The organism is Bacillus sp. FSL R5-0431, assembly GCF_038002985.1.
In the GTDB taxonomy this organism is placed as follows: domain Bacteria; phylum Bacillota; class Bacilli; order Bacillales; family Bacillaceae; genus Bacillus.
Map to the genome: position 1 here is coordinate 1,493,489 of NZ_JBBOOG010000001.1, position 16,294 is coordinate 1,509,782.

The following is a 16,294-nucleotide window of genomic DNA, read 5'->3' on the forward strand; positions in this document are numbered from 1 at the left end:
TGGAGGTAAAGCAGCATGACTAAAATTGCATTTTTATTCCCTGGCCAAGGCTCTCAAAAAATTGGCATGGGAAAAGATTTATTTGACCAAGAAGCAGTATCTAAAGCTGTATTTGAAGAAGCAGACAAGACCCTCGGTTTTGACTTATCTTCGATGATTTTTGAAGGAGATGCAGAAGAACTGACGCTCACTTATAACGCGCAGCCAGCTCTTTTAACGACAAGTATCGCCATCTTAAAGAAATTTGAAGAGAGCGGAATCAAAGCAGATTACGCAGCAGGACATAGCCTTGGTGAATATACGGCCCTCGTTGCAGCAGGCGCACTTTCGTTTCAAGATGCTGTCTATGCAGTAAGAAAGCGCGGCGAATTAATGAACGAAGCTGTTCCAGCAGGAGAAGGCGCCATGGCAGCGATTCTTGGCTTAGATCAAACGGCGCTTCTAGAAGTGACAAAAGAAGTGACAGAGAGCGGTCACCTTGTAGAACTCGCTAACCTAAACTGTCCTGGTCAAATCGTCATCTCTGGTACAGCAAAAGGTGTAGAACTAGCTTCAGAGAAAGCGAAAGAAAAAGGCGCAAAACGTGCGATTGCCCTTGAAGTGAGCGGACCTTTCCATTCTGCCTTAATGAAACCAGCCGCTGAAAAATTCACAGATGTTCTGTCAAAGCTAGACATTTCGGATGCCAAAACACCAGTGATCTCAAATGTAACAGCAGACATCGTCACATCTCGTGATGCTATTGAGACAAAGCTCATTGAACAATTGTATTCTCCTGTTCGATTTGAAGAAAGTGTGGAACGCCTCATTGATTTAGGCGTGACAACGTTTATTGAAATTGGTCCGGGCAAAGTACTTTCAGGCCTTGTGAAAAAGGTCAATCGCCGCCTGACAACCATTTCTGTTTCAGATCAGGAAACAATTGAAGCAGCTATTCAAACATTGAAGGAGGATTCTTGATGCTTACAAATAAAACAGCCGTTGTAACAGGTGCATCACGCGGGATTGGCCGTTCCATCGCGATCGATTTAGCGAAGAATGGTGCAAATGTTGTCGTCAACTATTCTGGAAACGAAGCAAAAGCAAATGAAGTCGTAGACGAAATCAAAGCACTTGGCCAGCAGGCATTTGCCGTTAAAGCTGATGTTTCAAATGCTGAAGAAGTACAAGCGCTCATGAAACAAGCGATTGACACATTTGGTTCAATTGACATTCTTGTCAATAATGCAGGGATCACAAAGGACAACCTGCTCATGAGAATGAAAGAAAATGAATGGGATGACGTCATTAACATAAACTTAAAAGGGGTCTTTAACTGTACAAAAGCCGTGACACGTCAAATGATGAAACAGCGCAGCGGAAGAATCATCAACTTGGCTTCAGTAGTTGGCGTATGTGGAAACCCTGGACAAGCAAACTACGTTGCAGCAAAAGCTGGTGTCATCGGATTAACGAAAACAACAGCAAAAGAGCTGGCAACCCGTCATATTACAGTCAATGCAGTAGCACCAGGCTTTATTTCGACAGATATGACAGACAAGCTTGATGAGAATGTACAGTCTGAAATGCTCAAACAAATCCCGCTTGCACGCTTTGGTGCACCTGAAGATATTAGCAACGTTGTTGTCTTTTTAGCTTCAGAAGGAGCAGGTTATATTACAGGCCAAACCATCCAAGTAGATGGCGGAATGGTTATGTCCTAAGAAATATCAAAATTTCATTAGGTTTTCTCTAGTTTTTTAAAAACGAATCAACTATAATACTTTGAGGGGAGGTGAAAGGCAATGGCAGACGTATTAGAGCGTGTATCAAAAATTATTGTAGACCGCCTTGGCGTTGATGAGGCTGACGTGAAAATGGAAGCTTCATTTAAAGAAGATTTAGGCGCTGATTCCCTTGATGTAGTTGAGCTAGTTATGGAACTTGAAGATGAGTTCGATATGGAAATTTCTGACGAAGATGCTGAAAAAATTGCAACAGTCGGTGACGCTGTGAACTACATAAATAGCCAGCAATAAGCGTAACAAAGTCCCGTCTATTTTCATGACGGGACTTTGAAAATTTATGTTAGTTTCAACACATTCAGCTGATCAATTGTCAGCCTTTTTCAGATGCTAAGGAGCAATGTTTCCTTGCATGTAGAAAGAGAGACTCCATATAATCAGTATCCTTAAAGGCGATTAAGCCTACCTGGAGGTTGCTATGCCAAAACACTATAAAGACAAACAGAAACAGAGCAAAAAACTAGAGCAATTTAGGGAATTCCAGCAGCGCATTTCTGTACACTTTCAAAATGAAAAGCTTCTATATCAAGCCTTTACGCATTCCTCTTATGTGAATGAACACCGGAAAAAGCCATACGAGGATAATGAAAGACTTGAATTTCTAGGAGATGCTGTTTTAGAATTGACGATCTCTCAATTCTTATTTGCGAAATATCCCGCGATGAGCGAGGGTGATTTAACGAAACTAAGAGCGGCAATCGTATGTGAACCGTCACTTGTGTCTCTGGCACATGAGCTGTCCTTTGGTGACCTTGTTCTTTTAGGAAAAGGCGAAGAAATGACAGGCGGGAGAAAACGACCAGCACTCTTAGCGGACGTATTCGAGGCGTTTATCGGCGCACTTTATTTAGATCAGGGGCTGGAGCCAGTGGAGCGATTCCTAGAAGCCTATGTCTATCCGAAAATTAACGATGGAGCGTTCTCGCATGTCATGGACTTTAAAAGCCAGCTGCAAGAATTCGTTCAGCGCGATGGAAAAGGTGTACTGGAATACCACATCCTGCATGAAAAAGGACCAGCACATAACCGGGAATTTGAAGCAAATGTATCCCTGCGCGGAGAAGTGCTCGGAATTGGAAATGGCCGCTCTAAAAAAGAAGCAGAACAGCATGCTGCACAGGAAGCACTTGCTAAATTGCAGAAACATCATATGAACCAATAAAATCCCCCTCGTCATTCAGGGGGATTTCACTCTGTTTTCCATCATCTTTTTTCACTTCATATGGTAAGATGATAGTACTTTAAATACATAAGGAGGATCACTCTCATGTTCCTCAAACGTTTAGACGTGATAGGATTCAAATCTTTTGCACAGCGAGTGACCGTGGACTTTGTCAAAGGGGTCACAGCTGTTGTTGGACCAAACGGAAGCGGCAAAAGTAATATTACCGATGCCATCCGCTGGGTGCTTGGAGAACAATCAGCGAAAAGCCTCCGCGGAGGAAAAATGGAAGACATCATTTTTGCAGGAAGCGACTCAAGAAAAAGAGTCAATCTAGCAGAGGTGACTTTAACATTAGATAACGAAGATCACTTTTTACCGATCGATTTTCACGAAGTCAGTGTGACAAGAAGAGTCTATCGTTCAGGAGAAAGTGAATTTCTCATAAACAATCAATCTGTCCGCTTGAAGGATATTATTGACCTTTTCATGGATTCAGGTCTTGGAAAGGAAGCTTTTTCAATCATCAGCCAAGGAAAGGTAGAGGAAATTCTATCAAGTAAGGCAGAAGAGAGGAGAAGCATCTTTGAAGAAGCGGCTGGTGTTTTGAAATATAAAACAAGAAAGAAAAAAGCCGAGAATAAACTGTTTGAAACGCAGGACAACTTAAACCGAGTAGAAGATATTCTGCATGAACTAGAAGAGCAAGTAGAACCATTAAGAATGCAGGCATCTATTGCAAAGGACTATTTGCAAAAAAAAGAAGAGCTTGAAAATGTCGAAATTGCCTTAACTGTCCATGACATCGAAGCACTTCATGAAAAATGGACAACACTTGGTGAAGCTGTCGAGCGCTTCAAACAAGATGAAATGAAGCAGTCCACAGATATTCAAGCAAAAGAAGCCAAAATTGAAGAATCAAGAGACCGCATTCAAGCGCTTGACGAATCAATTAATGACCTGCAAGAAGTTCTTCTTTTCACAAGTGAGGAATTAGAAAAGCTTGAAGGAAAAAAAGAAGTATTAAAAGAACGTAAAAAAAATGCAGCTGCAAACCAAGGACAGCTAGAAGAAACGCTCATTCGCTTAACTGAAAAGCAGGCGCAGTTAACCGAAAAGATTCAGCAGCAGAAAATCACGCGGGACAGCCTTCAAAAAGAAGTGCAGCAGCTAAAAGATGAAGTGAAAACAAAGCAGCATCAACTGTCGCTCCATAGTGAAGATGTGGAAGGTCAAATTGAACAGCTGAAAAGCGATTATTTTGATCTGCTTAATGAACAGGCTACCATCCGCAATGAACGTAAATTACTAGAAGAACAGCAGCGCCAAGCGGCCATGCAGCTGGAGCGGCTCACGCAAAACAACCAAAAACACATCGAAGAACGTGTGTCTGTCAAAGAAAAGAAAATAGAAGCTGAGCAGCAGCTTTCCGCACTTGAAGAAGACATACTGGGTCAGGTCAAGCGCTTTAGGGAAGCGGAACAAAAGCTTGAGCAAATGAAACGTCAATACGAGAAAAAAGAAACGGCTCTTTACCAAGCCTATCAATATGTGCAGCAGGCAAGATCGAAAAAAGAGATGCTAGAATCCATGCAGGAAGACTTCTCAGGCTTTTTCCAAGGAGTGAAAGAGGTCTTAAAGGCAAAAGAGCGTTTAGGCGGTATTCACGGTGCCATTGCAGAGCTGATTCAAACAGATCAGCAGCATGAGACAGCGATTGAAATCGCGCTAGGCGCAGCAACGCAGCACGTAGTCACAGAAAATGAAGCAGCTGCGAGACAAGCAATTGTATACTTAAAGCAGCACTCCTTTGGACGTGCGACCTTCCTGCCAATGAATGTGATCAAAGAACGAACCATTCAGCATAGGGACGTCCAAACAGCTGAGCAGCATGCTGCATTTATCGGTGTAGCAAGTCACCTTGTTTCCTTTGATGAAAAGTATCAAAAAGTCATACAGAACTTGCTTGGAACGGTACTTATCGTTAGAGACTTAAAAGGCGCCAATGAACTGGCAAAAATGCTTGGTCATCGTTATCGCATCGTGACCCTTGATGGAGATGTCGTGAACCCCGGCGGTTCAATGACCGGTGGCGGTGTAAAGAAAAAGAACAACTCCCTTCTTTCAAGAAACCGTGAGATCGAAACATTAACAAAGCAGCTCGTTGAAATGGAAGAAAAAACAACGATTCTTGAAAAAGAAACAAAAGAAACGAAGCAATTGATTGCAGCAAACGAAAGCCAATTAAACGAACTGCGTCAACGCGGAGAAACCCTTCGAGAAAAGCAGCAAGAGCTCAAAGGGAAGCTATACGAACTGCAAGTAGCCGAAAAAAATATTAATGCTCACCTTGAACTCTATGATCAAGAAAAAGAAGAATTGCAGCAGCGTTCTACTGAACTTACAGATAAGGACAAAACGCAGGCAGCCCTTGAAGTTTCAATAGGGGAGAAACTGACCACGCTTGATCAAGAGATCAATACATTAACAAAGCGTAAGCAGACTCAAAGCTCAACGAAAGAAACCATTTCTGCCGAATTAACAGAGCTGAAAATCTCGCTTGCCAAAAAAGAGCAGTCCTTAGCGAATGAACAAGAAAAGCTTTCGAGCTTAATGGCCGAATTAGAAGAGGCTGAACAAACGCTGATGGAAACAAAAGAAGACCTGTCACTCTTAACAAGTGAAATGACGTCTAGCTCAAGCGGAGCAGAACAGCTGGAAGAAGCGGCGAAAGAGAAACTGGAAAACAAAAACAAAACAACCGCACTTATTTCAGAGCGTCGTAAACAGCGCCTGGCTCTTTCTGAAACGTTAGAATTTGCTGAACGTGAACTGAAAGAACAAAAGCGCCTTTACAAGCAGCTCACCACAAGCTTAAAAGATGAAGAGATTAAGCTTGGCCGTATGGAAGTTGAGCTCGACAACCTCATCGCTTATTTGAACGAAGAGTATGCCCTTTCGTTTGAAGGGGCAAAAGAGATGTATCATCTGACGTTATCACCAGATGAAGCAAGAAAACGAGTGAAGCTGATCAAATTAGCCATTGAAGAGCTAGGAACAGTGAACTTAGGCAGCATTGATGAGTATGAACGAGTAAATGAACGATATCTCTTCTTAACAGAACAGCGAAACGATCTGACAGAAGCGAAAAATACATTATTCCAAGTCATCGAAGAAATGGATCAAGAGATGACAAAGCGCTTCTCTGAAACATTCTCGCAAATCCGCGGGCATTTCGAATCGGTTTTCCAAGCATTATTTGGCGGCGGAAGAGCAGATCTTAAGCTGACAGATCCAAACGATTTACTAAACTCTGGCGTTGATATTGTCGCGCAGCCGCCAGGGAAAAAACTGCAAAACTTAAGCCTGCTTTCAGGCGGAGAGAGAGCATTAACAGCGATTGCTTTACTATTCTCTATTTTAAAAGTCAGACCTGTTCCATTCTGCGTGTTAGATGAGGTCGAAGCGGCGCTTGATGAAGCAAATGTTTTCCGCTTTGCGCAATATTTAAAGAAATACAGCCAGGAAACACAGTTCATTGTCATTACGCACCGTAAAGGAACAATGGAAGAAGCAGATGTGCTCTACGGCGTTACGATGCAGGAGTCAGGTGTTTCTAAGCTTGTATCCGTCAAACTAGAAGAAACGAAAGAGCTTGTCCAGTAATTAAAGGAGGTTTTTGAACCAAATGAGCTTTTTTAAGAAATTAAAAGAAAAATTTACGCAGCAAACCGATTCAGTATCAGAAAAGTTTAAAGATGGACTTGAAAAAACGAGAAACTCCTTTCAAGGAAGAGTAAACGAACTAATTTCACGCTATCGTAAAGTCGATGAAGACTTTTTTGAAGAATTAGAAGAAGTTCTGATCGGAGCAGATGTCGGTTTCACAACGGTGATGGAACTGATTGATGAGCTGAAAAAAGAAGTGAAATTAAGAAACATTCAAGACCCAAGTGAAGTACAATCGGTCATCTCTGAAAAACTGGTTGAAATCTACAATAGCGGAGAGGAACAAATCTCTGCGCTGAACATCGAAGACGGCCGATTAAATATCATTTTATTTGTAGGCGTCAATGGCGTTGGGAAAACAACGACTATCGGCAAACTTGCGAATAAGCTGAAAAATGAAGGGAAATCCGTCATTTTAGCAGCAGGTGATACGTTCCGTGCCGGTGCGATTGAGCAGCTTGAAGTATGGGGAGAGCGTTCAGGTGTCCCTGTTGTCAAACAGACGGCTGGCTCTGACCCAGCAGCGGTGATCTATGATGCCGTTCAATCAGCAAAAGCGAAAAATGCGGATGTACTCATCTGTGATACAGCAGGACGACTGCAAAACAAAGTCAACTTGATGAAAGAGCTGGAGAAGGTCAAGAGAGTCATTGAACGCGAGGTTCCAGATGCACCTCATGAAGTACTGCTCGCTCTTGATGCAACAACCGGTCAAAATGCGATGGCACAAGCGAAGGAATTTTCTAAAGCGACGAATGTGACAGGAATTGCTTTAACAAAGCTTGACGGTACTGCAAAAGGCGGAATTGTCCTTGCAATTCGCAATGAGCTGAACATCCCCGTGAAGCTTGTCGGTTTAGGTGAAAAGGTAGACGATCTGCAAGAGTTCGATGCAGAATCGTATGTGTATGGATTATTCTCAGACGTCATTGATCAACAAGACTAACAAAAATGCCGGCAAAAACTGCTGGCATTTTTATTTATACACCGCTTCATGAAGTGACAAGATAAAAACTTGACACACATTAGAGAACCGTGTAAACTTAGTTGATGTAAAGGGAATGAACTTAACAAAGGGGAGAGAGCCCATGACGCTTGAAAAAACAACGAGAATGAACTACTTGTTTGACTTCTATCAATCGTTGTTAACCGCAAAGCAAAAGAGCTACATGTCGCTTTACTACCTAGACGATTTTTCCCTCGGTGAAATTGCGGATGAATATGAAGTATCAAGACAGGCTGTTTATGATAATATTAAACGGACTGAAGCGATGCTTGAACAATATGAAGAAAAGCTGCTCTTGTTTAAGAAATTTAAAGAGCGTAAAGAACTTCTCAAAAAAATGAGAGAGCTTGTAGCAGATTCCGCTCAGACGGAAGAAGCAGAAGCTTTAATTGAATCGCTTGAGAAATTAGATTAGGAGGCGGCACAGTATGGCATTTGAAGGATTAGCCGACCGACTGCAGCAGACGATTTCAAAAATCCGCGGCAAAGGAAAAGTGTCAGAGCAAGATGTAAAAGAAATGATGCGCGAGGTACGCCTTGCCCTTCTTGAAGCTGACGTCAATTTTAAAGTAGTCAAAGACTTTGTGAAAAAAGTAAGCGAGCGGGCAGTTGGACAAGAGGTGATGAAAAGCCTTACCCCTGGACAACAGGTCATTAAAGTTGTAAAAGAAGAACTCACTGAATTAATGGGTGGGGAAGAGAGTAAAATCGCTGTAGCGAAAAAATCTCCGACAGTCATTATGATGGTTGGTCTTCAAGGGGCAGGTAAAACAACCACAACTGGGAAGCTTGCCAATTTACTTCGCAAAAAACATAATCGCAAGCCGATGATGGTGGCTGCAGATATTTACAGACCAGCAGCGATCCAGCAGCTTCAAACGCTGGGGAAACAGCTTGATATGCCTGTGTTTTCATTAGGTGATCAAGTCAGTCCTGTCGACATTGCCAAACAGGCAATCGAAAAAGCGAAAGAAGAACACCACGATTATGTCATTTTAGATACAGCAGGACGCCTTCATATCGATGAAGAATTGATGGATGAACTTCAGAAAGTAAAAGAAGTAGCCAATCCAGAAGAAATTTTCCTTGTTGTTGACTCTATGACAGGTCAAGATGCTGTCAATGTAGCAAAAAGCTTTAATGAACAGCTTGGTTTGACAGGTGTCGTTCTAACGAAACTAGACGGGGATACACGAGGCGGGGCAGCACTTTCCATTCGAGCTGTCACCAATACGCCGATTAAATTCGCCGCACTAGGAGAAAAGCTGGATGCGATTGAACCATTCCACCCGGAGCGGATGGCATCAAGAATTCTTGGCATGGGAGATGTGCTTACACTTATTGAAAAAGCACAGGCAAACGTTGACCAAGATAAAGCGAAAGAGCTTGAACAAAAAATGCGGACCATGAGCTTTACGCTCGATGATTTCCTCGAGCAGCTTGGGCAAGTTCGTAATATGGGTCCACTTGATGAATTGATCCAAATGATGCCGGGAGCCGGTAAAATGAAAGGGCTCAAAAACGTCCAAGTAGACGAAAAGCAGCTCAATCACATCGAAGCGATCATTAAATCAATGACGACCGAGGAAAAAGAACAGCCAGAGGTCATCAATGCAAGCCGAAGAAAACGGATTGCAAAAGGAAGCGGAACATCTGTACAGGAAGTCAATCGCCTTTTAAAGCAATTTGACGAAATGAAAAAGATGATGAAGCAAATGACCAACATGTCCAAAGGGAAGAAAAAAGGCTTTAAATTACCATTTATGTAATTGGTTATACATGATAAAAACCGTTGTTAAGAAAAAACACTTTACAAACCCTTTTATCATTGTTAATATACTATCTTGTTGAAATATTTTCGGAGGTGCTAGTAAAATGGCAGTAAAAATTCGTTTAAAACGTATGGGATCAAAAAGATCTCCTTTCTATCGTATTGTTGTAGCAGATTCTCGTTCACCACGTGACGGTCGTTTCATCGAAACAGTTGGAACATACAATCCAGTGTTATCACCAGCTGAGGTGAAAATCAACGAAGAATTAGCGCTTAAATGGCTTCAAAATGGTGCGAAACCATCTGATACAGTTCGCAACCTTTTCTCAAGCCAAGGAATTCTTGAAAAATTTCATAATGCGAAAAACAGCAAATAATGAATGAGCTGTCCTTGGAAGAATTGATTGTGTCCATCGTCGAGCCACTTGTTGATTTCCCTGAAGATATTCACGTATCTTCATTAGAAAAAGATGAGCAAGTGATTTACACACTGTCTGTCAATGCTGAAGATACCGGAAAAGTGATCGGAAAGCAGGGACGTACAGCAAAAGCGATACGAACAGTCATGTTTGCAGCAAGTGCAGAGTCTTCTAAGAAAGTTCAACTTGAGATTGCTGACTAAAAAGGGAGAGGGCTTAGGACCTCCCCTTTTTTTACACGTTTAAATCTATTTTTCGTTATACTGTAGAGGACAAATGCCTTCGGATAGGGGGACAAAAAGGAAGATGCAGATCATTCAACATGTCACCGTCATGCAAGTATTAACTGAAAGCAGTAAGGACAAACTGTTAACGACTTTTTTGGAGAAAAAAGAAAGACTAGAACGTGAATGCAATCAACTATATTTTCAACTGAGAAAACATGAAAAAGAACCACATCAGCAAGAAGCCATCCCTCAATTTCAAAAAGCCATCGATAAACGGCAGGAGAAGATCCGGCAAATTGATTTTCAAGTAGAGCAGCTGCATATTTTGCCGCTTGGAAGTGAAATGAAAGAGACAGAAGTGGATGCGCTGGTTGAAGTGAAAATAGGTGATAAATGGGATGACAAGATGCAAGATAATGTCATCGTCGTGAAAGACGGCACCATTGTGGAAATACGTCAGGGGTGATTGAGAACATGGAACGAGAATGGTTGAATGTTGGAAAGATTGTCAATACACACGGAGTGCGCGGAGAAGTACGCGTCGTGTCAAAGACAGATTTCCCAGAAGAGCGTTACAAAAAAGGAAGCCTCCTCTATATTTTTAAGCAAGGTCAAGGGGAGCCGCTGAAAGTCACTGTCGCATCACATAGGCAGCATAAACAGTTTGATTTGCTCACATTTGAAGAAATTAGCTCCTTAAATGAAGCAGAGCAGTTGAAAGAATCGATTTTAAAAGTAGAAAAAGAACATCTCGGTTCTTTGGGCGAAGGAGAATTTTATTTCCATCAAATCATTGGCTGTGAAGTATACGATGAAGAAGATCAGCTTGTCGGCCAAATCAAAGAGATTTTAACACCAGGGGCAAATGATGTCTGGGTGGTTGGAAGAAAAGGCAAAAAAGATGCCCTGATTCCTTATATCCCATCTGTTGTCAAAAAGATCGATATCTCATCCAAAACCGTACACATTGAAGTGATGGAAGGACTCATTGACGAATGAAAATCGACTTTTTAACGCTTTTTCCTGAAATGTTCGAAGGTGTGCTTCACTCATCGATCTTAAAAAAGGCACAGGAGAAAGAAGCTGTCTCATTCAATGTTGTCAATTTTAGAGAGTACTCGGATCATAAGCATAAAACAGTGGATGACTATCCGTATGGCGGCGGTGCTGGTATGGTACTGAAAGCACAGCCCGTATTCGATGCGGTAGAAGATTTGACGAAGAAAGCAAGCAAGAAGCCCCGAGTCATTCTTGTCTGTCCTCAAGGGGAAAGATATACACAAAAGAAGGCAGAGGAACTTGCAAAAGAAGAACACCTTATGTTCATTTGCGGCCATTATGAAGGCTACGATGAGCGCATCAGGGAGCATCTTGTCACAGATGAAATCTCAATTGGGGATTTCGTTCTCACAGGCGGAGAACTGCCAGCGATGATGATTGCAGACAGTGTGGTCAGGCTTTTGCCTCATGTGCTTGGAAAAGAAGCGTCTCACATTGAAGATTCATTTAGTACAGGTCTGCTAGAGCACCCGCACTATACAAGACCTGCCGATTATAAAGGACTAAAAGTGCCGGATGTGCTCCTCTCTGGAAATCATGCAAAAATTGAAGAGTGGCGGCGCAAAGAATCCTTGAAGAGAACCTATACAAGACGGCCAGATTTGATCGATTCATGCAAAACGTTAACAGATGAAGAAAAAAGATGGCTTTGGCAGCTTCATAATGACTAGATTGTATTGCACACTGCATAGAGGTATGGTATGATACTACTTGTGACTTGGACGGCTTGCCGATTCAAGTTTGAAAACGATGTTCCGCTGCAATGAAGAAAGAGGACATGAGCATCTGTTGGAAGGAGTTGAAAACGATGCAACATTTGATTGAAGAAATCACAAAAGAACAATTACGCACTGATCTTCCTGCGTTCCGTCCTGGTGACACTTTACGTGTACACGTTAAAGTTGTCGAGGGTACTCGTGAGCGTATCCAGATCTTTGAAGGTGTTGTAATTAAGCGTCGTGGTGGTGGAATCAGCGAAACTTTCACAGTTCGTAAGATTTCTTACGGTGTAGGCGTTGAGCGTACATTCCCTGTACACACACCAAAAATCGCTAAGATCGAAGTTGTACGTCACGGTAAGGTACGTCGTGCGAAACTTTACTACCTACGTGAACTTCGCGGTAAAGCGGCTCGTATCAAAGAAATCAGACGATAATGATATCAAAGGAAAGAGCTTGTTACCTGTAACAGGCTCTTTTTTTGTACAATGTATAGAGATAATCGATAGAAGAGAAGGTGCACATATGACGATTCAATGGTTTCCAGGCCATATGGCAAAAGCAAGACGTGAAGTCACAGAAAAATTAAAGCTCATCGACATCGTATTTGAATTAACCGATGCTAGAATTCCGATGTCCTCTAGAAACCCAATGATCGAAGAAATCCTTCAGAACAAACCCAAGATCATGCTATTAAACAAAGCAGATAAAGCCGATCCTCGTATGACAAAGGAGTGGCAGGCGCACTTTGAGCAGCAAGGCGTTCGGTCACTTGCCATTAACTCTGTCGATGGACAAGGGTTAAATCAGATCATCACAACTTCAAAAGAAATCTTAAAAGAAAAATTCGACCGCATGAAAGCAAAAGGTGTCAAACCGCGTGCAATCCGGGCGCTGATTATCGGGATTCCCAACGTCGGGAAATCGACCTTAATCAATCGTTTAGCAAAAAAGAACATTGCCAAAACAGGAGACCGGCCTGGTATTACCACCTCACAGCAATGGGTGAAGGTAGGGAAAGAACTTGAACTGCTTGATACACCTGGAATCCTCTGGCCTAAGTTTGAAGATGAGCAAGTAGGACTCAGGCTAGCGGTGACTGGAGCGATCAAAGATTCTATCATCAACTTACAGGATGTCGCTGTGTATGGACTTCGCTTTCTAGAAGAGAACTATCCAGAGCGATTAAAAAAACGCTATGACCTGGCGGAGATCCCTGAAGATACGGTTGAGCTGTTTGATGCAATAGGTACAAAGCGCGGCTGTCTCATGAGCGGTGGATTTATTAATTACGACAAAACCACCGAAATCATTATTCGGGATATTCGAACAGAAAAATTTGGTCCCCTCACTTTTGAGAAGCCCGAAAGCTAAAAGACACGCAGCTCATGCGGGTCTTTATTTTTTGCGGAAAACTGCCGATATAAAGAAGGAGGCTGACGAAAAGCTGATGTACACGGTGAAACAAATAAAAGAACTGATAGAAAAGCATTCGCAAGACGAGTCATACATTCGTGAGCTTGTAAAAGATGATACGAGAAAAAGTGTCCAAAAACTGATAGAGAAGTGGCACAAAGAGAGAGAAAAGCAGCAGCAACTTCGTGCAGCATGGAATGAAATGCTGAAATTTGAAAACAAAGCTAAGGCGCAGGGATACACATGTATTGCTGGAATAGATGAAGCAGGAAGAGGACCGCTGGCAGGCCCCGTTGTCGCAGCAGCTGTCATATTAAAGGAAGATACAGTCCTGCTCGGTTTAAACGACTCAAAGCAATTATCTGAGAAAAAAAGATTGGCGTATTATGACCTGATCCAAAAAGAAGCACTTGATATCGGAATCGGCATTGTTGATGCGGCTACGATTGATGAAATCAATATTTACGAGGCATCAAGACTGGCGATGGTGAGAGCTGTGGAGCAGTTAACTCATACACCTGATTATCTACTCATAGATGCCATGACGCTCCCGCTTCCTATTCACCAGGAGAATATCATCAAAGGAGATGCAAAAAGTGCGTCCATCGCAGCAGGTGCATGTATTGCAAAGGTGACAAGGGATCAGATGATGGAAGAATACGGGCGTAAGTACCCTGAGTATCAATTTGAAAAACATAAAGGGTACGGAACAAAAGAGCATCTGGCTGCCATTCAAACACATGGAGCTGTCCCAATCCATCGATTATCGTTTGCGCCAGTGAAATCCGTTATATCATAAATTTTTGACCAAGGAGGCTGCCTGTGATGACAAGAGTTGAGGACATACATACAGCACTGAATAGCCGGTTAAGTGCGGCAGAATCTGTTCCATTAAACACCGAAGGAAAGGAAAATGTGCATCGGCTGATCCTCGGTAAAGTACTGAAAATGCTTGGAGATGATACAGCCCTTGTTCAAATAGGCTCAACAAAAATAAAAGCACAGCTAGCGGCTCAGCTCAAAGCAGACGCATTTTATTGGTTCCAATTTGAACAAGAGGGTGGAGACAGCCTCAATAAACTAAGGCCAGTACAGCAATTTGATCAAGACCCTAAGACATTAAAGGATGCAGCTGCCAAACTATTAGAAGGTCTCTCACTTAAAAACGGACTTGAAAACATCCTAACAGCCACAGCTTTTTTAAAAGAAAAATCCGTTATCAACGAAGCAGAGTTAAAAACGGCAGTGAAGTGGATCGAACAGCTTCAAGGAGCTGATGTGAAAAAAGGTCTTCAGGCACTCCTATTTGCTTTAAAGAAAGACTTGCCGATCCAGGAAGGAGTGCTTCAATCAATTTTAGCCGTGAAATCATCCTCTGCTCTTCATCAGGATATGACAGCGTTGCTAGAACGATTAACACAGCTCCCGAAGCACTCAGACGCCACACAGGCCCTTACACAAGCCATTCGATCAGTCATAGATGCTGAGACGACCGTCCATGCAGAAAAGCTCTTATCGGTCCTTCTAGCAGCGAGAGAAGGGGCGGCGAAGCAAGGAGGCAGTCTACTACCTGTAACGCCTCAGCCCAATCTGTCTCAGCCCAAAGAAAATAGCCAAGCTCCAATCGCTCAAGAGCGTCAGACGACCCAAGTTCTTCAAACTAACGTGCAGCAGTCAACAAGTCCAAAAGAGCTGCAAATCCCGCTTCAGCAAATTGAGCGGATAATGGCAAGTTTGACGAAGCAAGGTGCAGACGGGCAGCAAGAGCCTAGCTTAAAACAGCTCACGTCATTGCTGCAAGGGCTTCAGCAGGCAGGATCTCAGCCTGACGCAAAAGCATCCGTGCTTCAAAAAGAATTTCCGTTCCTGTCAAAAACAGAGGCGAAAGCATTGGCTCAGGTGGTGCAGCAGACGGAACCCGCATTAAGCAATAAAACCGATGTGCTCGATTTACTCATGACGATGAAAAAGGCAATAGGTGTACGAGATGAAATCGGTATGCTGAAACTACTCGAAAAAGGCAGCCAGGATGTAAAAAGTCAGGAGTTTCACCAATTAAAGCTCGTCTTAAATGATGTGAGGCAGGCTGATTTACCAGAGCCCGTAAAAAAAGAAGTCGATCAATTGTTTCATAGATTGAACGGGCAGTTATTTGTGCAGCAGGAGAACCAAACCATCAGCCAAATGATGGTCTCTTATCCGCTCTTTTCAAAACATAGTGTTCAAGATTTAACCTTTATTCTAAAAGGACATAAGAAAAAAGATGGCTCTATTGATATTTCTCAGTGCCGTCTCATGTTTTACTTAAACATGGAAAACCTCGAAGAGACATTAATCGACTGTACGATTCAGCAAAAGGTCATGGCAATTACAGTTGAAACCGGTCATGAACTTCAAGGAACCATTAATCCGATGATTCCAGCTGTTCGGGAGAATTTAAATGCCTTAGGATACAGTTTAACGGGAATTACAGCAAAGAAGAGACAAGAGCCAGTAGATCCGTCTCACTTTCTAGATGAACACTTTCATAAAATCAGCGAGAAAGGGCTGGACTTACGAGTATGAAGGATTCAAAACCGCTTAGAAGGGCGGTCGCTCTACATTATGATGAAGAAAAACAAAAGGCGCCAAAAGTCGTCGCAACAGGGAGCGGCTATGTGGCAGACCATATCATTGAAGAAGCAAAAAAGTCGGGAGTTCCTATCCAAGAAGACCGTAATTTAGTCGAACTCATGCGCCACTTAACGCTGGATGAGGAGATCCCTGAAGCGTTATACGATACTGTAGCAGAAATATTTTCGTTTATCTATAGATTAGATCAAAAAATGAAAAAATAAGGAAAAATAAGTGATTTGGCTGAAAAATTTATATTTTTAATAAAATAAAAGTTTGAATGTTTAGAAGGATTTTACGATTTTACATAGAACCCTAGACATTCTCTTTTTTATTCTTTAAAATGAAAGCGCAGTCTATTTTATAATTTTTGTTTCTACATATGTTGG

General features: G+C 42.3%; 18 protein-coding genes. All 18 read left to right on the plus strand.

The features are described 5' to 3' along the window. Window positions 1–15 precede the first annotated feature (15 nt). The 18 genes from fabD to MKZ03_RS07530 all read left to right on the plus strand — a co-directional run bounded on the left by fabD (window position 16) and on the right by MKZ03_RS07530 (window position 16,129). Window positions 16–960, plus strand: coding sequence for an ACP S-malonyltransferase (fabD, locus tag MKZ03_RS07445; protein ID WP_307499607.1), 945 nt, complete (start codon window positions 16–18; stop codon window positions 958–960). Continuing rightward, complete coding sequence (gene fabG / locus MKZ03_RS07450; protein WP_060596235.1) at window positions 960–1,703, plus strand: 3-oxoacyl-[acyl-carrier-protein] reductase; 744 nt, start codon at window positions 960–962, stop codon at window positions 1,701–1,703. Before fabD ends, fabG begins: the two co-directional genes overlap by 1 nt. Window positions 1,704–1,784: 81 nt before the next feature. Next, the gene (gene acpP / locus MKZ03_RS07455) at window positions 1,785–2,018 is read left to right on the plus strand and encodes an acyl carrier protein (protein WP_003212028.1); all 234 of its coding nucleotides are present in this window, start codon (window positions 1,785–1,787) and stop codon (window positions 2,016–2,018) included. 184 nt (window positions 2,019–2,202) lie between these two features. Next, the gene (gene rnc, locus MKZ03_RS07460) at window positions 2,203–2,946 is read left to right on the plus strand and encodes a ribonuclease III (RefSeq protein ID WP_034662415.1); all 744 of its coding nucleotides are present in this window, start codon (window positions 2,203–2,205) and stop codon (window positions 2,944–2,946) included. A gap of 105 nt (window positions 2,947–3,051) precedes the next feature. Beyond that, the gene (gene smc / locus MKZ03_RS07465) at window positions 3,052–6,612 is read left to right on the plus strand and encodes a chromosome segregation protein SMC (RefSeq protein ID WP_341031437.1); all 3,561 of its coding nucleotides are present in this window, start codon (window positions 3,052–3,054) and stop codon (window positions 6,610–6,612) included. Window positions 6,613–6,634: 22 nt separating this feature from the next. Next, a complete protein-coding gene (gene ftsY / locus MKZ03_RS07470) occupies window positions 6,635–7,621 on the plus strand; it encodes a signal recognition particle-docking protein FtsY (RefSeq protein WP_341031440.1) in 987 nt (328 codons plus the stop codon). A 142-nt stretch (window positions 7,622–7,763) separates the two neighbouring features. Continuing rightward, window positions 7,764–8,096 carry a putative DNA-binding protein gene (locus MKZ03_RS07475; RefSeq protein WP_012009935.1) on the plus strand — a complete coding sequence of 111 codons (333 nt, stop codon included), beginning with the start codon at window positions 7,764–7,766 and terminating at the stop codon, window positions 8,094–8,096. Window positions 8,097–8,109: 13 nt separating this feature from the next. After that, complete coding sequence (gene ffh, locus MKZ03_RS07480; protein ID WP_034662408.1) at window positions 8,110–9,450, plus strand: signal recognition particle protein; 1,341 nt, start codon at window positions 8,110–8,112, stop codon at window positions 9,448–9,450. Between the two features lie 106 nt (window positions 9,451–9,556). Beyond that, entirely contained in the window at window positions 9,557–9,829 is a 273-nt protein-coding gene (gene rpsP, locus MKZ03_RS07485) for a 30S ribosomal protein S16 (protein ID WP_003212139.1), read from the plus strand. Next, window positions 9,829–10,074: a KH domain-containing protein gene (locus MKZ03_RS07490; protein WP_012009937.1), complete on the plus strand. Its 246-nt coding sequence runs from the start codon at window positions 9,829–9,831 to the stop codon at window positions 10,072–10,074. The genes rpsP and MKZ03_RS07490 overlap by 1 nt, the downstream gene beginning before the upstream one ends. 103 nt (window positions 10,075–10,177) lie before the next feature. Next, window positions 10,178–10,564, plus strand: coding sequence for a YlqD family protein (locus MKZ03_RS07495; protein ID WP_307499611.1), 387 nt, complete (start codon window positions 10,178–10,180; stop codon window positions 10,562–10,564). Between the two features lie 8 nt (window positions 10,565–10,572). Next, window positions 10,573–11,097: a ribosome maturation factor RimM gene (rimM, locus tag MKZ03_RS07500; RefSeq protein ID WP_034662405.1), complete on the plus strand. Its 525-nt coding sequence runs from the start codon at window positions 10,573–10,575 to the stop codon at window positions 11,095–11,097. Then, complete coding sequence (gene trmD, locus MKZ03_RS07505; RefSeq protein WP_034662403.1) at window positions 11,094–11,828, plus strand: tRNA (guanosine(37)-N1)-methyltransferase TrmD; 735 nt, start codon at window positions 11,094–11,096, stop codon at window positions 11,826–11,828. Before rimM ends, trmD begins: the two co-directional genes overlap by 4 nt. Window positions 11,829–11,965: 137 nt before the next feature. Then, a complete protein-coding gene (gene rplS, locus MKZ03_RS07510) occupies window positions 11,966–12,313 on the plus strand; it encodes a 50S ribosomal protein L19 (protein ID WP_008354510.1) in 348 nt (115 codons plus the stop codon). Window positions 12,314–12,401: 88 nt separating this feature from the next. Continuing rightward, the gene (ylqF, locus tag MKZ03_RS07515) at window positions 12,402–13,250 is read left to right on the plus strand and encodes a ribosome biogenesis GTPase YlqF (RefSeq protein WP_034662400.1); all 849 of its coding nucleotides are present in this window, start codon (window positions 12,402–12,404) and stop codon (window positions 13,248–13,250) included. A gap of 76 nt (window positions 13,251–13,326) precedes the next feature. After that, window positions 13,327–14,091 (plus strand): ribonuclease HII, encoded by a 765-nt coding sequence (locus MKZ03_RS07520; RefSeq protein WP_341031444.1) that lies wholly within the window; start codon window positions 13,327–13,329, stop codon window positions 14,089–14,091. A 26-nt stretch (window positions 14,092–14,117) separates the two neighbouring features. After that, window positions 14,118–15,857 (plus strand): glycosyltransferase, encoded by a 1,740-nt coding sequence (locus tag MKZ03_RS07525; protein WP_341031445.1) that lies wholly within the window; start codon window positions 14,118–14,120, stop codon window positions 15,855–15,857. Beyond that, window positions 15,854–16,129, plus strand: coding sequence for a FlhB-like flagellar biosynthesis protein (locus MKZ03_RS07530; protein ID WP_003211418.1), 276 nt, complete (start codon window positions 15,854–15,856; stop codon window positions 16,127–16,129). The genes MKZ03_RS07525 and MKZ03_RS07530 overlap by 4 nt, the downstream gene beginning before the upstream one ends. Window positions 16,130–16,294 lie beyond the last annotated feature (165 nt).

Excerpts from the sequence above, each read along its gene's own strand:
- fabD (WP_307499607.1), top strand. The coding sequence starts at position 16 with ATGACTAAAATTGCATTTTTATTCCCTGGCCAAGGCTCTCAAAAAATT.
- fabG (WP_060596235.1), top strand. The coding sequence starts at position 960 with ATGCTTACAAATAAAACAGCCGTTGTAACAGGTGCATCACGCGGGATT.
- acpP (WP_003212028.1), top strand. The coding sequence starts at position 1,785 with ATGGCAGACGTATTAGAGCGTGTATCAAAAATTATTGTAGACCGCCTT.
- rnc (WP_034662415.1), top strand. The coding sequence starts at position 2,203 with ATGCCAAAACACTATAAAGACAAACAGAAACAGAGCAAAAAACTAGAG.
- smc (WP_341031437.1), top strand. The coding sequence starts at position 3,052 with ATGTTCCTCAAACGTTTAGACGTGATAGGATTCAAATCTTTTGCACAG.
- ftsY (WP_341031440.1), top strand. The coding sequence starts at position 6,635 with ATGAGCTTTTTTAAGAAATTAAAAGAAAAATTTACGCAGCAAACCGAT.
- MKZ03_RS07475 (WP_012009935.1), top strand. The coding sequence starts at position 7,764 with ATGACGCTTGAAAAAACAACGAGAATGAACTACTTGTTTGACTTCTAT.
- ffh (WP_034662408.1), top strand. The coding sequence starts at position 8,110 with ATGGCATTTGAAGGATTAGCCGACCGACTGCAGCAGACGATTTCAAAA.
- rpsP (WP_003212139.1), top strand. The coding sequence starts at position 9,557 with ATGGCAGTAAAAATTCGTTTAAAACGTATGGGATCAAAAAGATCTCCT.
- MKZ03_RS07490 (WP_012009937.1), top strand. The coding sequence starts at position 9,829 with ATGAATGAGCTGTCCTTGGAAGAATTGATTGTGTCCATCGTCGAGCCA.
- MKZ03_RS07495 (WP_307499611.1), top strand. The coding sequence starts at position 10,178 with ATGCAGATCATTCAACATGTCACCGTCATGCAAGTATTAACTGAAAGC.
- rimM (WP_034662405.1), top strand. The coding sequence starts at position 10,573 with ATGGAACGAGAATGGTTGAATGTTGGAAAGATTGTCAATACACACGGA.
- trmD (WP_034662403.1), top strand. The coding sequence starts at position 11,094 with ATGAAAATCGACTTTTTAACGCTTTTTCCTGAAATGTTCGAAGGTGTG.
- rplS (WP_008354510.1), top strand. The coding sequence starts at position 11,966 with ATGCAACATTTGATTGAAGAAATCACAAAAGAACAATTACGCACTGAT.
- ylqF (WP_034662400.1), top strand. The coding sequence starts at position 12,402 with ATGACGATTCAATGGTTTCCAGGCCATATGGCAAAAGCAAGACGTGAA.
- MKZ03_RS07520 (WP_341031444.1), top strand. The coding sequence starts at position 13,327 with ATGTACACGGTGAAACAAATAAAAGAACTGATAGAAAAGCATTCGCAA.
- MKZ03_RS07525 (WP_341031445.1), top strand. The coding sequence starts at position 14,118 with ATGACAAGAGTTGAGGACATACATACAGCACTGAATAGCCGGTTAAGT.
- MKZ03_RS07530 (WP_003211418.1), top strand. The coding sequence starts at position 15,854 with ATGAAGGATTCAAAACCGCTTAGAAGGGCGGTCGCTCTACATTATGAT.